This is a genomic window from Tenacibaculum sp. TC6, assembly GCF_050606265.1.
In the GTDB taxonomy this organism is placed as follows: domain Bacteria; phylum Bacteroidota; class Bacteroidia; order Flavobacteriales; family Flavobacteriaceae; genus Polaribacter.
The window spans coordinates 301,631-314,762 of the sequence record NZ_JBOCUK010000001.1 but is presented as its reverse complement, the minus strand read 5'-3'; the positions used below and the strand labels follow the sequence as shown (position 1 = coordinate 314,762).

General features: G+C 31.1%; 12 protein-coding genes. 4 read left to right on the top strand and 8 right to left on the bottom strand.

Features of this window, described 5'->3' with window-relative positions; genetic code table 11:
- Positions 1-77: 77 nt before the first annotated feature.
- On the top strand, positions 78-818 hold the full coding sequence (locus ACQY1Q_RS01440; RefSeq protein WP_431003495.1) for a CDP-alcohol phosphatidyltransferase family protein: 741 nt from the start codon (positions 78-80) through the stop codon (positions 816-818).
- Positions 819-875: 57 nt separating this feature from the next.
- Here ACQY1Q_RS01440 and ACQY1Q_RS01435 read toward each other — a convergent pair whose 3' ends face one another.
- Complete coding sequence (locus tag ACQY1Q_RS01435; RefSeq protein WP_431003494.1) at positions 876-2,162, bottom strand: exo-beta-N-acetylmuramidase NamZ family protein; 1,287 nt, start codon at positions 2,160-2,162, stop codon at positions 876-878.
- A 5-nt stretch (positions 2,163-2,167) separates the two neighbouring features.
- On the opposite strand from ACQY1Q_RS01435, the gene ACQY1Q_RS01430 reads away from it, so the two are divergent.
- Both ACQY1Q_RS01430 and ACQY1Q_RS01425 read left to right on the top strand, forming a co-directional pair.
- Positions 2,168-3,403, top strand: a complete 1,236-nt coding sequence (locus ACQY1Q_RS01430; RefSeq protein WP_431003493.1) for an ABC transporter permease — start codon at positions 2,168-2,170, stop codon at positions 3,401-3,403.
- Between the two features lie 49 nt (positions 3,404-3,452).
- On the top strand, positions 3,453-4,811 hold the full coding sequence (locus tag ACQY1Q_RS01425; protein WP_431003492.1) for a pyridoxal-phosphate dependent enzyme: 1,359 nt from the start codon (positions 3,453-3,455) through the stop codon (positions 4,809-4,811).
- Between the two features lie 230 nt (positions 4,812-5,041).
- Here ACQY1Q_RS01425 and lipA read toward each other — a convergent pair whose 3' ends face one another.
- From lipA to ACQY1Q_RS01390, 7 genes are all read right to left on the bottom strand, one after another.
- On the bottom strand, positions 5,042-5,911 hold the full coding sequence (gene lipA / locus ACQY1Q_RS01420; protein ID WP_431003491.1) for a lipoyl synthase: 870 nt from the start codon (positions 5,909-5,911) through the stop codon (positions 5,042-5,044).
- 43 nt (positions 5,912-5,954) lie between these two features.
- The gene (locus tag ACQY1Q_RS01415; protein WP_431003490.1) at positions 5,955-7,172 is read right to left on the bottom strand and encodes an Nramp family divalent metal transporter; all 1,218 of its coding nucleotides are present in this window, start codon (positions 7,170-7,172) and stop codon (positions 5,955-5,957) included.
- Positions 7,173-7,265: 93 nt separating this feature from the next.
- Positions 7,266-7,829, bottom strand: a complete 564-nt coding sequence (locus ACQY1Q_RS01410; protein ID WP_431003489.1) for an RNA polymerase sigma factor — start codon at positions 7,827-7,829, stop codon at positions 7,266-7,268.
- Entirely contained in the window at positions 7,826-8,926 is a 1,101-nt protein-coding gene (locus ACQY1Q_RS01405; RefSeq protein WP_431003488.1) for a glycosyltransferase, read from the bottom strand. Before ACQY1Q_RS01405 ends, ACQY1Q_RS01410 begins: the two co-directional genes overlap by 4 nt.
- Before the next feature lie 16 nt (positions 8,927-8,942).
- Positions 8,943-9,146 (bottom strand): membrane or secreted protein, encoded by a 204-nt coding sequence (locus ACQY1Q_RS01400; protein WP_431003487.1) that lies wholly within the window; start codon positions 9,144-9,146, stop codon positions 8,943-8,945.
- Positions 9,147-9,434: 288 nt separating this feature from the next.
- Complete coding sequence (murB, locus tag ACQY1Q_RS01395; RefSeq protein WP_431003486.1) at positions 9,435-10,442, bottom strand: UDP-N-acetylmuramate dehydrogenase; 1,008 nt, start codon at positions 10,440-10,442, stop codon at positions 9,435-9,437.
- A gap of 1 nt (position 10,443) precedes the next feature.
- The gene (locus ACQY1Q_RS01390) at positions 10,444-11,634 is read right to left on the bottom strand and encodes a pyridoxal phosphate-dependent aminotransferase (RefSeq protein WP_431003485.1); all 1,191 of its coding nucleotides are present in this window, start codon (positions 11,632-11,634) and stop codon (positions 10,444-10,446) included.
- Positions 11,635-11,790: 156 nt separating this feature from the next.
- On the opposite strand from ACQY1Q_RS01390, the gene ACQY1Q_RS01385 reads away from it, so the two are divergent.
- Positions 11,791-13,116: a PDZ domain-containing protein gene (locus tag ACQY1Q_RS01385; RefSeq protein WP_431003484.1), complete on the top strand. Its 1,326-nt coding sequence runs from the start codon at positions 11,791-11,793 to the stop codon at positions 13,114-13,116.
- Positions 13,117-13,132 lie beyond the last annotated feature (16 nt).

The following is a 13,132-nucleotide window of genomic DNA, read 5'->3' as shown; positions in this document are numbered from 1 at the left end:
ACAAATATGATAAAAAAACACGAAATAGTAAAACTGACAAAATGATTTATTATTTTCGCTGTAAATTCTATAATACTATGAATATTAAAAAATACATTCCGAACTTAATTACACTTGGAAACTTATTATGCGGAACAATAGCTGCTATTTTAGCCGTTAAAGGAGATTTTTTTGGAACTGCCATTATGGTAATGGTAGGAATTGGTTTGGATTTTTTAGATGGCTTTGCTGCACGATTGTTAAAAGTGCAAGGAGAGCTAGGAAAACAGTTAGACTCTTTGGCAGATATGGTAACAAGTGGTGTTGTACCGGGAATTGTTATGTTACAACTACTAGTAAATGCTATTGATATTGATGCTGTAGGGTATTTTGGGGTTGATGAATATGGAAGGTCGGGAAGTAATTTACCGTATGTAGGATTAATACTAACGTTGGCTGCCGGTTATCGTTTAGCTAAGTTTAATATTGATGAAAGACAAAGTGATAGCTTTATTGGGTTACCAACACCGGCAATGAGTTTGTTTGTTGTTTCATTACCGCTGATTAATGAGTATGCTCAAAACCAGTTTTTTAGTAGCTTGATTCAAAATAGTTACTTTTTAATAGCAATTATTATAGTATTAAGTTTTTTAATGAATGCAGAAGTGCCTTTATTTTCATTAAAGTTTAAAGACTATTCATTTAAAAAGAATATAGTTAAGTACGTGTTTTTAATCACTTCTATAGCGTTATTGGTTTTCTTCAAAGTTATGGCGATACCAATGATTATATTACTGTATGTTGTAGTTTCGTTACTACAGAATTTAGCGAAAAAGTAAACATATACAGCAAGTAAAATAAACCCCCGAATTAAATGTTTAATTCGGGGGGGTATTTTATGGATAGATTAAATACTTGCTTCTTATTTTTTTGAAATTAGCAAGATCTGCTTCCCAACTTTTTCTAATGGCTTCTTCAGAGAGCTCTTTTTCTATTTGTAGTTGTAATTTTTCAGTACCTGCCAGTTTGGTAAAAAACGGATTAAAGAATTCTTTTTCTTTAGAAAAGTTTTTATGCCCGTGGTAAAAATCAAGCAACCATTTTAACTCAATTTTTGAAAGATGTGATTCTTCACTTAAATCATAACCATAACATACTTTGTTAAGATGTTTTGGGTTTTTAGCTCCTTCATTGGGTTGTGGTGTAAAATTATACGCATGTCTTTTTAATCGGTGAAAAGGACTACCAACTACCTGAAATTGTTGAGAGGTTCCTCTACCTACCGATACATTTGTTCCTTCAAAAAAACACAAGCTAGGATATAAATTAATTGATTGATCATTAGGTAAATTGGGTGATGGTTTAACGGGCAAACTATAACTAGTTTGATGGGTGTAGTTTTCAATAGGAATAACTGTTAAATCACATTGAATCCCGTCTTTTAACCATTTTTCACCGTTAATCATTTTACCATACTCACCAATGGTCATTCCGTAAACAACCGGAACAGGATGCATTCCTACAAAACTTGTATGTTTCATTTCTAATGTAGGTCCGTCTATATAATGAGCATTAGGGTTTGGGCGATCTAAAATTAAAAGGGGAATGTTTGCTTCGGCGCAGGCTTCCATTACATAATGTAGCGTTGAAATATACGTGTAAAAACGAACTCCTACATCCTGAATGTCAAAAACCACTACATCTACATCTTGTAGTTGTTCCGGAAAAGGTTTTTTGTTTTTTCCGTATAACGATATAATAGGCACTCCCGTTTTAGTATCAACCCCGTCAATAACTGTTTCACCTGCATCTGCTTTCCCTCTGAAGCCATGTTCAGGAGCAAAAACTCTTTTTACAGTAATGCCTCTATAATCATGAAGGTAATCAACCAAATGTTTAGTAACCAATTCAGCTCCCATTACATTAGGTGAAATTTCTTTTCTTTGTAATACATGTACAATAGATGTTTGATTGGCAACAATAGCTACATTTTTATTAAGTAGTTGAGAAAGATAGAGTTCAACCCTGTCTGCGCCGGGTTTTACCGTTTTAGTAGCCGCTTTTTCAGGCGTAGCCGTATGATTCTGATTTTCTTTTTGAGGATGTTGTGCACATGAAACAAGTTGAAAACAGATAGTAAAAACCAATAATAAATATGTACTTTTGGAGTACGTTAAAACCATAATCTTTGAATTTCGAATTATTTATAGCCAAGCGAATTATTGCTGGTAAAGGGTATAAAAATAGTATATCGTCGCCAATAATAAAAATTGCAACCATAGCCATAACGTTAGGAATTACAGTTATGTTAATTGCTGTATCTATCGGATCCGGATTTCAAAAGAAAATTCGAGATAAAATGTCAGGTTTTAAAGGACACATTCAAATTGTTAATTATGATAATAATAATTCAGATGTTTCGGTAGTTCCTATAAACAAACATCAAGATTTTTACCCTAAGTTTCATAATGTAGAGGGGATTAAAAATGTGCAGGTTTTTGCTAATAAGTTTGGAGTTTTAAGAACAGAAAATGATTTTGAAGGTGTTATTTTAAAAGGCGTTTCTGATGATTATGACTTTAGCTTTTTTAATGAATATTTAGTAGAAGGTAGATTGCCTGATTTTAGTTTAGACAGAAACAAAGAAATTTTAATATCACAGTCTATAGCGAATAGATTACATCTTAAGATTCATGATACTATTCAGGTAGTGTTTAGTGCCGAAAAAAGAAAAAATCCTTTTGCAATACGTAAACCTATAGTGGTAGGCATTTACAATACAGGTTTTGAACAGTTTGATAAAACCATGCTGATAGGTGATATTAGAGAGGTACAAAGATTGAATAGTTGGGATTCTACAAAAGTTGGCGGTTTTGAAGTGTTATTAGATGATTTTGATGCTTTAAAAGAAAAAGGTGATGAAGTGTACAGATCCATAGGAGCAACGCTAAACAGTGCTACAATAGCAGAAAACTACCCTTTAATTTTTAATTGGCTAGATATTTTAGATAATAACGTATGGGTTATTATTGGTATCATGATTTTAGTAGCAGGAATTAATATGGTTACGGCTTTGTTGGTGTTAATTTTAGAACAAGTACAAATGGTAGGAGTTTTAAAAGCGTTAGGAAGCACGAATTGGAGTATTAGAAAAGTATTTTTGTACAATGCTTCTTACTTAATTTTAAAAGGACTGTTATACGGGAATAGTATTGGTTTGTTGTTTTTATTGGCTCAGAAATATTTTAAACTCATAAAATTAGATCCTGAAAACTACTATGTATCTACCGTTCCGGTATCAATAGATTTTTTATCTATCATCTTATTAAATGTAGGAACTTTGGTTTTATGTTTTCTAATGTTAATTGTTCCTTCTTATATCATAACCAAAATACAACCTTCAAAATCTATTAAGTTTGCTTAAATTCATCATAAGATTTCGTTTCTTTGTAGGACAAAACTGATAACTTATAATGAATTACGCTAAAAATATACTTGAAACTATAGGAAATACTCCTTTGGTAAAGTTAAATTCGGTAACCAAAGAAATTGATGCTTTGGTATTAGCCAAGGTTGAGACTTTTAATCCCGGAAACTCTGTTAAAGACAGAATGGCATTAAAAATGATCGAAGATGCGGAGGCTGACGGACGCTTAAAACCTGGAGGAACTATTATAGAAGGAACCTCAGGAAATACCGGAATGGGATTAGCTTTGGCTGCCATTGTAAAAGGGTATAAATGTATCTTTGTAATTTCAGACAAACAGTCTAAAGAAAAAATGGATATTTTGCGTGCTGTGGGAGCAGAGGTAGTGGTTTGTCCTACCAATGTTGAACCGGATGATCCTAGATCTTACTATTCGGTATCAAAAAGGTTAGGAAAAGAAATTCCTAATTCATGGTATGTAAATCAATATGACAATCCGTCAAATGCCATTGCTCATTACGAGCAAACTGCTCCGGAGATTTGGGAACAAACTGAAGGTAAAATCACACATTTTGTGGTAGGAGTGGGTACAGGAGGTACTATTTCAGGAACGGCTAAGTATTTAAAAGAGAAAAATCCGAACATAAAAATTTGGGGTATAGATACGTACGGTTCTGTATTTAAAAAGTACCATGAAACCGGTGTTTTTGATGAAAACGAGATCTATCCGTATATCACAGAGGGTATTGGTGAAGATATTTTACCTAAAAATGTAGATTTTAGTTTAATTGACGGATTTACCAAAGTAACTGATAAAGATGCAGCAGTATATACACGTAAAATAGCTAAAGAGGAAGGAATTTTTGTAGGGAACTCTGCCGGAGCAGCTATAAAAGGATTGTTACAGTTAAAAGACGAGTTTAAACCGGATGACGTTGTTGTGGTGTTATTTCACGATCATGGAAGCAGATACGTTGGAAAAATGTTTAATGATGATTGGATGCGTGACAGAGGTTTTTTAGAGGAAGAAATTACAACAGCTGAAGATTTAGTAAAGTCGCATATTGATAAGCCTTTAATTACAGTACAAACTGAAGAATTAGTATCACATGCCATTGAAAGAATGAGAACTTTTAAAATTTCTCAAATTCCGGTAAGAGATATACATGGTTTTGTAGGCTCTGTAGATGAATCAACTCTATTGCATAGTTATTTAGAAGATAAAAACATTGCTGAAAAACCTATTAAAGATATTATGGGAGCTAAGTATCCTGTTGTAGAAAAAACTACTTCTATCGATAAAGTTTCTAAGCTAATCACTAAAGAGAATCAAGCAGTATTGGTTGATTTAGGTGATAGTACATATCATATTATTACCAAGTACGATATTATTAGTGCTATTTAATTTTAAACGCACACCATAGTATAAAACCAAAAACCCGCTCTAGAGCGGGTTTTTGTTAATCAACTAATTCAAATAATTTACACAATGAAAACAAAACTTATTGTTTACACAATACTAGTTTCAAATTCTGTGCCAAAATTATGAATATTTAAAATATAAATTGTTGATTTTTGTTTATTTTACAATTAATTAACACTTGATTGTTAAAAGGTTAATAAAAGTATAAAATTTTAGCTGGCATGTTTGTGTGCTTTGTATGATGAACGTACTAAAGCCCCGCTTTCAACATACATAAAGCCCATTTCTAAACCAAGCGTTTCATATTTTTTAAACTGATCCGGTGTTATAAATTGTTTAACAGGTAAATGGTTTTTAGTAGGTTGTAAGTATTGACCAATGGTAATAATATCTAAACCAACAGCTCTTAAGTCTTTCATAGTTTGAATTACTTCTTCTTCTGTTTCACCAAGTCCTAACATAATTCCTGATTTGGTTCTCATACCGTTATCTTTCAGGTATTTTAAAACCCCTAAACTTCTATCGTATTTAGCTTGAATACGAACTTCACGAGTTAAACGTTTTACCGTTTCCATGTTATGAGAAACTACTTCAGGGTGTACTTCAATAATTCTGTCTAACAATTTTTCATTTCCTTGAAAGTCCGGAATTAACGTTTCTAAAGTAGTATTAGGATTTGCTCTTCGTATAGCTTCTACAGTTTCAGCCCAAATAATAGAACCGCCATCTTTTAAATCATCTCTATCTACAGAGGTAATTACAGCATGTTTAATATTCATTAATTTTATTGAGCGAGCAACTTTTTCAGGTTCGTCCCATTCAACGGTTTCCGGTCTTCCGGTTTTAACTCCGCAAAACCCACAAGAACGAGTACAGATATTTCCTAAAATCATAAATGTAGCCGTTCCTTCACCCCAACATTCTCCCATATTAGGACAGCTACCACTGGTACAAATGGTATTTAACTTGTATTTATCAACTAACCCTCTTAACTCGGTATACTTTTTACCTACCGGTAACTTAACACGTAGCCATTTAGGTTTCTTTGGTCTTTCAGGTAAAACTACAGATTCGTTTGCCATTTTTAGTAACTAAATTGAAATAGCAAATTTACGAAGAAAAGATTTAGAAATTAAGTAAAAACCATATACTAAACAGAATTAAGAAGGCAATTCCGGCTAAACTTAGTAATTTAAGTCCTTTACCGGGCCTGTATTTTTCAGGAGTGTGTTTACCGGTAATTAAAATATAATTTAAAATGGCGTAAAAAGGAGCTGTTAAAAAAGATAGAATGGTGGCTATTTTTATAAGGAAGCCCATATCTGATAAGAAGTATTTTAAAATGATATAAGTACCTACGGCTAAAATTAATAACCATAACCAGTATGAAAGTTTTATTTTTCTATTTAAAAGTAATGAAGAGGTTTTTTCCATAGCTCTGGGAGAAGCATCAAGGGTGGTTAGCGTTGTGCTAAACATAGTGGTAAAAGCCGCAATGCCAATAAAAATATGAGCATATTCTCCTAAGTTTTTTGTGTATAATGTAATCAATTGAGAAGCAAAAACGGTTCCTTTACTGGAAAACGTTTGTCCGGATTTATACATTACCATGGCTCCTAAAATAACAAAGCAAACTCCTAAAAAGAGAGTTCCTATATAACCTACGTTAAAATCAAAGATTGCTTGTTTAGGCTTTATTTTTTCAAAGGTAGTTTTGTTTTTTTCTACAGACCATAATGAATGCCAAATAGAAATATCAAGAGGAGCAGGCATCCAGCCTAAAAAGGCTATTAAAAAAGTAATTTCTGCAGCTCCTGAAGGAATAATTTGAGTAAATGTAAATCCTTTATTAGTGTTAAAAATAGCTACAAGTACCGTGATAACCGTACTTACCGTTAAAATAATAACAATGTATTTCATTAGATTATCAAGTACTTTATACTTCCCAAAAAGTAAAATACCAAAACTTATCAGCGTTATAATTCCCGACCATATGACTAAGTCATTAGTAAATCCAAACAAGTGTGAAGCTAAGCCAGCTGTAACTATGGTAACAGCCGCTTGTATGGTAAACATAGTAGCAAAATTTAGAATATAATAACTGATTAACACTCCTTTTCCAAGTCTTTTATATCCATCGAGCAAAGTTTCACCGGTAGCTGTGGCATACCTGGGACCGTACTGAAAAAAAGGATATTTGAAGAGGTGTACTAAAACCAATGCCCAAAGCAATCCAAATCCGAATTCGGCACCGGCACGCGTAGATTGAACTAAATGAGAAACACCAATGGCTGCACCTGCAAACAGTAAACCGGGTCCGATAGAAGAAAATGCTTTTTTCATGATTTTAATAAGGGGATTGAAAAATCACGATAAATTTAAATAAAAAAAATAATTATTGTTAAAAATATGTGCTAGGTTATGTTTTATTTCTTTTTAAGAACCATTAATTATTTCCGCTAAAAGTTTTTTAGCTCGTAATAGCTTCACTTTAACATTGTTTACAGGCTCATTAATTTGTTGGGCTATTTCTTTATAACTTAACTCCTGAAAATAACGCAAGTTTATAACTTCTTGGTATTTGGGTTTAAGTTGTTTTATATCACGAAGTAATTTGGCTAAATTTTGTTCTGTAATAATAATATCTTCCGGTGAAGGAGAATCATCAATAACATAAAAAGCTTCTTCTTCTTTTTCTTTGATTGTTTTTAAAGATATTGAGGTGTTTTTCTTCCGAAGAAAATCAATATATACATTTTTAGAGATAGCGATGAGCCAAGTATTAAATTGGAAGTCTTCATTAAAGGTATCTATTTTTTCAAAAGCCTTAGAAAAAGTTTGAATCGTAATATCTTCAGCGTCATTATCGTTTTCAGTCTTTTTAAGTTGAAAGTAATACACACTTCCCCAAAAATGATCTAATAAAAAGTTAAACGATATTTGATTTCCTTTTTTAGCTCCCTGTATATGTTGTAGTATGATTTCTGAATCTATTTTCAAAGTGTAGGTTTAGAAATTGTATTCGAAATACGGGTATAAATTACAAAAAAAACATAACAGATATCTAAAATTGGTAAAAAATAAAGTAATTGAGGCTCTTTTAATCTGCTGATGGCTTTACCTGCTAATATATATTGAAAAATAAAATAAAATACAACAACAGGAAGCGTTATGGTCCAATTAAAAAAGCTAAGAATAACCGCTAAAAAAATAAAAAGTATTTTAGAAAGGTTAAATATTGATAGTACTATTTTATTTTTTGTAGTATACAATGAAAACAGTTTAGCTTGTGTTTTTTGTTGAGAAACAAATTCGTGTAAGCCTACAATTTTTTTACGAGTAACAAAACTATTAGGTGAAATAAGTACTGCTGTGTTTTCGGAAGTTGCTGCATCTTTTAAGAATAAATCACTTTCTCCTGAAGAAAGTTTTAAGTGATTAATAAAACCTTTTACATTAAAAAAAAGCTCTTTAGAATACGCAAAATTACCTTGATGTGCTTTATAAGGACTGCCTAAATTAGCAAGAGTAAATGTTTTTAAAGCGTTTAAGGTGTGTACAAAACGAATAAAAAGATTACTGGCAGAATATTTTTTTCCTATTAATTTTTGATACCCTATAACAATAGTTTTTTTGTTGGTAAACTTTTGCGAAATTTCTTCAATCCAATAATTAGAAAAAGGTTTTGCATTTATATCAGCAAAAATAAGATGCTTATTAGCAGAGGCTTTAATAGCCAATGTTAAAGCATATTTTTTATTATCCCAAAATGTTTCCTGGTTTTCAACATTAACAATTTTTATGTTCGAATGTTTCTGTTGAAAATTAGTCATGATTTCTAAACTAGCATCGTAAGAAGCGTGATTAACCAGAACAATTTCAAAATTGCTATATTTTTGATTAATAATAGCCGGAAGGTTTTGTACTAATTCATCAGCATTATTTTTGATGTAAACAATTACCGAAATACCTTTACTTTCTTTAGTTTCTTCTTTAAGAAGTTTACTTTTAAATGGTAATAAAGAGAATAATAAATAGTATATAAATTGAATAACCGTAACCGCTACAAAAATGTAGAAAAGCACAGTAATAAGCATATAAGGTTTTTAAAAATTAATTATGTTGAGGCTCACTACAAGAGTCAAATTGATCCGGAGTTTTTCCGCAAAATCCACAAGGCTCTCCGGATTTGTTTAACATTGGGTTTTGACTAGCGCAAGTTCCCCCAAATTCTCCATCTTTTTTAGCCCAAATTTTTATAGCAATTCCTGCAAAGGCAAGTGCTAACAACCCAATTGTAACAAAAACTAATTTCATGCTTACCAAATTAAAATGCAAAGATACTAAAACTAAAAATTAGGAAAATTAAATAGTGTTAAAAATGATTGCCTTTATAATGATACAGGTGTATATCATTAGGAATCAATTGTTTTTAATTTAAGAAGTGACTTTATTATAAGAGTGGTGTCTTAATAAACGTATTAATCCCTTAAAATGAATATAAATGAAATTGTTAACTTCTATTTTCACATTCATCTTTTTACCTTTTCAAAATAAAGTAGTTTTAATTCCTGTTAAGGTTGAAGATAAGAAACGAAGAATGTTTTAAATAACATTTACTTCTATTTCTAATGGTATTGAAAACTTATCTAAAATTGTTTTTTGGATAAGTTTTGCTAGTTGGTATATTTCTTCACCCGTAGCTCCTCCGTAGTTTACTAATACTAAAGCTTGTTTATTGTGCACTCCGTAATTGCCTATGCGCTTTCCTTTAAAACCACTTTGCTCAATTAACCATCCTGCAGGAACTTTAACTTCTGTTTCTGAAATACCATAACAAGGAATGGTAGGGAATTTTTCTAAAAGAGTTTCATAGTGTTTTTTAGAAATTACCGGGTTTTTAAAAAAGCTTCCGCTGTTTCCAATCTCCTTAGGGTCGGGTAGTTTAGATTGACGAATGGCAATAACAATATCAGAAATATCTTTTATAGTAGGTGTTATAATTTTTTTAGCTTCTAATTCTTTTTCTATAGCTCCGTAGGTAGTATTAAGGTTGTGGATATTTTTAGTAAGCTTAAAGCTTACTGAAGTAATAATATATTTTCCTTTAGCTTGATTTTTAAAAATAGAATTTCGATACCCAAACTCACATTCTTCATTAGTAAAAGATACTAATTTTCCGGTCTTTATTTCAACAGCATTTACTTTAGTAATTACATCTTTAACTTCCACACCATAAGCACCTATGTTTTGAATAGGACAGGTGCCTACATTTCCGGGAATTAAAGAAAGGTTTTCAATACCTCCATAGTTTAAAGAAATACACCACAAAACAAACTCATGCCAATTTTCACCGGCATTAACTGTTAAGTCTACAAACCTTTCTTCTTCGTTATCTATAGAAATGCCTTTTAAATTAAGATGAACAACTAAAGCTTCAATATCTCTAGTTAATAGCATATTACTACCACCGCTAATAACAAAAAGCTCTTGTTCTTGTTTTAAAAGTTGCTGTAAGTTATATAGAAAGTCAATAGAAATAAAACGTTTGGCATTAACATCAATGCCAAACGTATTATAATCTTTTAAGGATATATTATGTTGTATTTCCAAATTAGCTATTATATTGCTCTAAAGCGATTTTTAAAATTTCTACACAACGTTTTAAATCTTCTTTGTTTAAAACATAGGCAATACGAACTTGGTTTTTTCCTTCTCCTTCAGTAGAATAAAACCCTTCTGCAGGAGCAACCATAACCGTTTCATTATTGTGTTGGAAATTTTCTAAAATCCACTGAGCAAAATCTTCTGAACTTTCTACCGGTAATTCAGCAATACAGTAAAAAGCTCCTTTAGGGTTCGCAACTTTTACGCCTTCTACTTTTTGTAATTCAGAAATTAAAGTGTTACGTCTTTCTTGGTATTCTTCAATAACTTCATCAAAATAACTTTGAGGAGTTTCTAATGCTGCTTCACTTGCTAATAAAGCATAGGTTGGCGGGCTTAAACGCGCCTGAGCAAATTTTAAAGCAGTATTGATAAACTCTTTATTTTTTGAAACAATACAACCAATTCTAGCTCCACACATACTATAACGTTTAGATACAGAGTCAATCATAATTGCATGTTGCTCTAAACCTTCTAAAGACATTACAGAGTTGTGTTTTTCTCCGTCATACGTAAATTCACGGTAAACTTCATCTGCAATTAAAAACAAATCGTGTTTTAAAACAATTTGTTTTAATTTTTCTATTTCTTCTTTACTATATAAATAACCTGTCGGATTTCCGGGGTTACAGATTAATATAGCTTTGGTTTTTGGAGTAATTAATTTTTCAAAATCTTCAATGGCAGGTAATGCAAAATTGTCTTCAATTTTAGAAATTACAGGAACAACTTTAACACCTGATGCTGTTGAGAATCCATTATAATTTGCATAAAAAGGTTCAGGAATAATAATTTCATCACCCGGATCAGTAATACTTCCTATAGTAAATAGTAAAGCTTCAGAACCTCCGGTGGTTGCAATAATATCACTGGCAGTTACATGGATATCATTTTTTACATAGTAGTTTGCTAACTTTTCTCTGTATTCTTCTGAACCTTCAGAACGTGCATATGACAATACTTCTATAGCATTGTTTTTTACAGCATCTAAAGCAACTTGAGGAGTTTTAATATCTGGTTGACCTATGTTTAGGTGATAAACTTTTGTTCCGTTTTTTTTAGCAGCCTCAGCGTAAGGAACCAATTTTCTGATTGGTGATTGAGGCATAGAATTTCCTTTAATAGAAATAGATGGCATTTTAAAATAAAATTAGTTGTTTACGAGGCAAATTTGCAAAATTATTTTGATAAAGTAAGAGTGTTTGAGGTGAAAAAATATGGTTAAAAATATCCTAAAATTTGTTAAATGTAAAAATATGATTGTATATTTAATTTATCCCTAAATTTTTGGCCCTTGAATAGAATATTACTTTTTATTTCGTTGTTTTTTATCACATTTTTGCAATCGCAATCAAAATTTCAGTTTTTTAGAAATTCTGAAAAAGAGGAGGTAGGATTTAAATTAATTAATAATTTGATTGTTTTTCCTCTTTCCATCAATGGAAAAGAACTTTCCTTTATTTTAGATACCGGAGTACGAAAAACCATTCTGTTTAATTTAACTAATAAAGAAAATTTAGTTCTTAATAATACTGAAAAAGTTTTTATAAGAGGGTTAGGGATCGGAAACCCGGTAGAGGCTATATTATCTAAAAGAAATGAAATTCGAATAAAAAATATTTTTGGAACAAATCAAGAGGTGTATGTGATTTTAGATGACGCCTTTAAATTGTCTTCAAAAATGGGAACGACTATACACGGAATAACAGGATATGATTTATTAAAAGACGTTATAGTAAAGGTTAATTACGAAACAAAGAAGTTAACTTTTTATAAACCGGAAACATATCAAGAACCTAAATGTAGGTCGTGTGAAAAATTAGATATTGAATTATATAATAACAAGCCGTATATAAATTTACAAATAAGAACAGAAAAAACTTCTGAAGAAATTCCGGTTAAGATGTTGATTGACTCAGGGGGAAGTGATGCATTATGGCTTTTTGAAGGAACAGAAAAAGATATTAAATGTCCTGAAAAATATTTTATTGATATTTTAGGTGAAGGATTAAGCGGTACTATTTATGGGAAAAGAAGTAGGGTTGAAAATGTAGCGATTGGTAAGTATATGGTTGAAAAGCCAACGGCCTCTTTTTTAGATTCTTTATCTACATTTAATGCAAGAAAATATAAAAAAAGAAATGGAAGTATTGGAGGGGGTATATTAAAACGGTTTAAAGTATGGATAGACTACCCAAATAAGAGATTAATATTAAAAAAAGCAACCTCTTTGAAAAAAGGGTTTTACTATAATATGAGCGGTTTACATGTGGTATATAATGGATTAGAATTAATAAAAGAAGAAATGAATATACCTAGAAAGAGTCATTACGGTGATGATGTTTCTTCTAATAATGTTATTTCATTTGTTACCAGTTATACATATAAATTTAAACCTTCATACAAGGTAGAAAGGGTAGTTGAAGATTCTCCAGCAGATAAAGCAGGAATAGAAGTAGGAGATATTATAAAAAAGATAAACGGAAAGAATGCTCATGAGTATACTTTAGAACATATAACGGATTTATTTCAAACAAAACCTAATAAAAAAATAACTTTAGTTGTAGAAAGAGGAGTAGTGGAGTTAAAATACAAGTTTAAGTTAGAGCAGAGAATATAATCATGTACATACTAAA

Bases quoted from the DNA above. Each gene is read 5' to 3' on its own strand.
- ACQY1Q_RS01440 (WP_431003495.1), top strand. From the start codon at position 78: ATGAATATTAAAAAATACATTCCGAACTTAATTACACTTGGAAACTTA.
- ACQY1Q_RS01435 (WP_431003494.1), bottom strand. From the start codon at position 2,162: ATGGTTTTAACGTACTCCAAAAGTACATATTTATTATTGGTTTTTACT.
- ACQY1Q_RS01425 (WP_431003492.1), top strand. From the start codon at position 3,453: ATGAATTACGCTAAAAATATACTTGAAACTATAGGAAATACTCCTTTG.
- lipA (WP_431003491.1), bottom strand. From the start codon at position 5,911: ATGGCAAACGAATCTGTAGTTTTACCTGAAAGACCAAAGAAACCTAAA.
- ACQY1Q_RS01415 (WP_431003490.1), bottom strand. From the start codon at position 7,172: ATGAAAAAAGCATTTTCTTCTATCGGACCCGGTTTACTGTTTGCAGGT.
- ACQY1Q_RS01405 (WP_431003488.1), bottom strand. From the start codon at position 8,926: ATGCTTATTACTGTGCTTTTCTACATTTTTGTAGCGGTTACGGTTATT.
- ACQY1Q_RS01400 (WP_431003487.1), bottom strand. From the start codon at position 9,146: ATGAAATTAGTTTTTGTTACAATTGGGTTGTTAGCACTTGCCTTTGCA.
- ACQY1Q_RS01390 (WP_431003485.1), bottom strand. From the start codon at position 11,634: ATGCCATCTATTTCTATTAAAGGAAATTCTATGCCTCAATCACCAATC.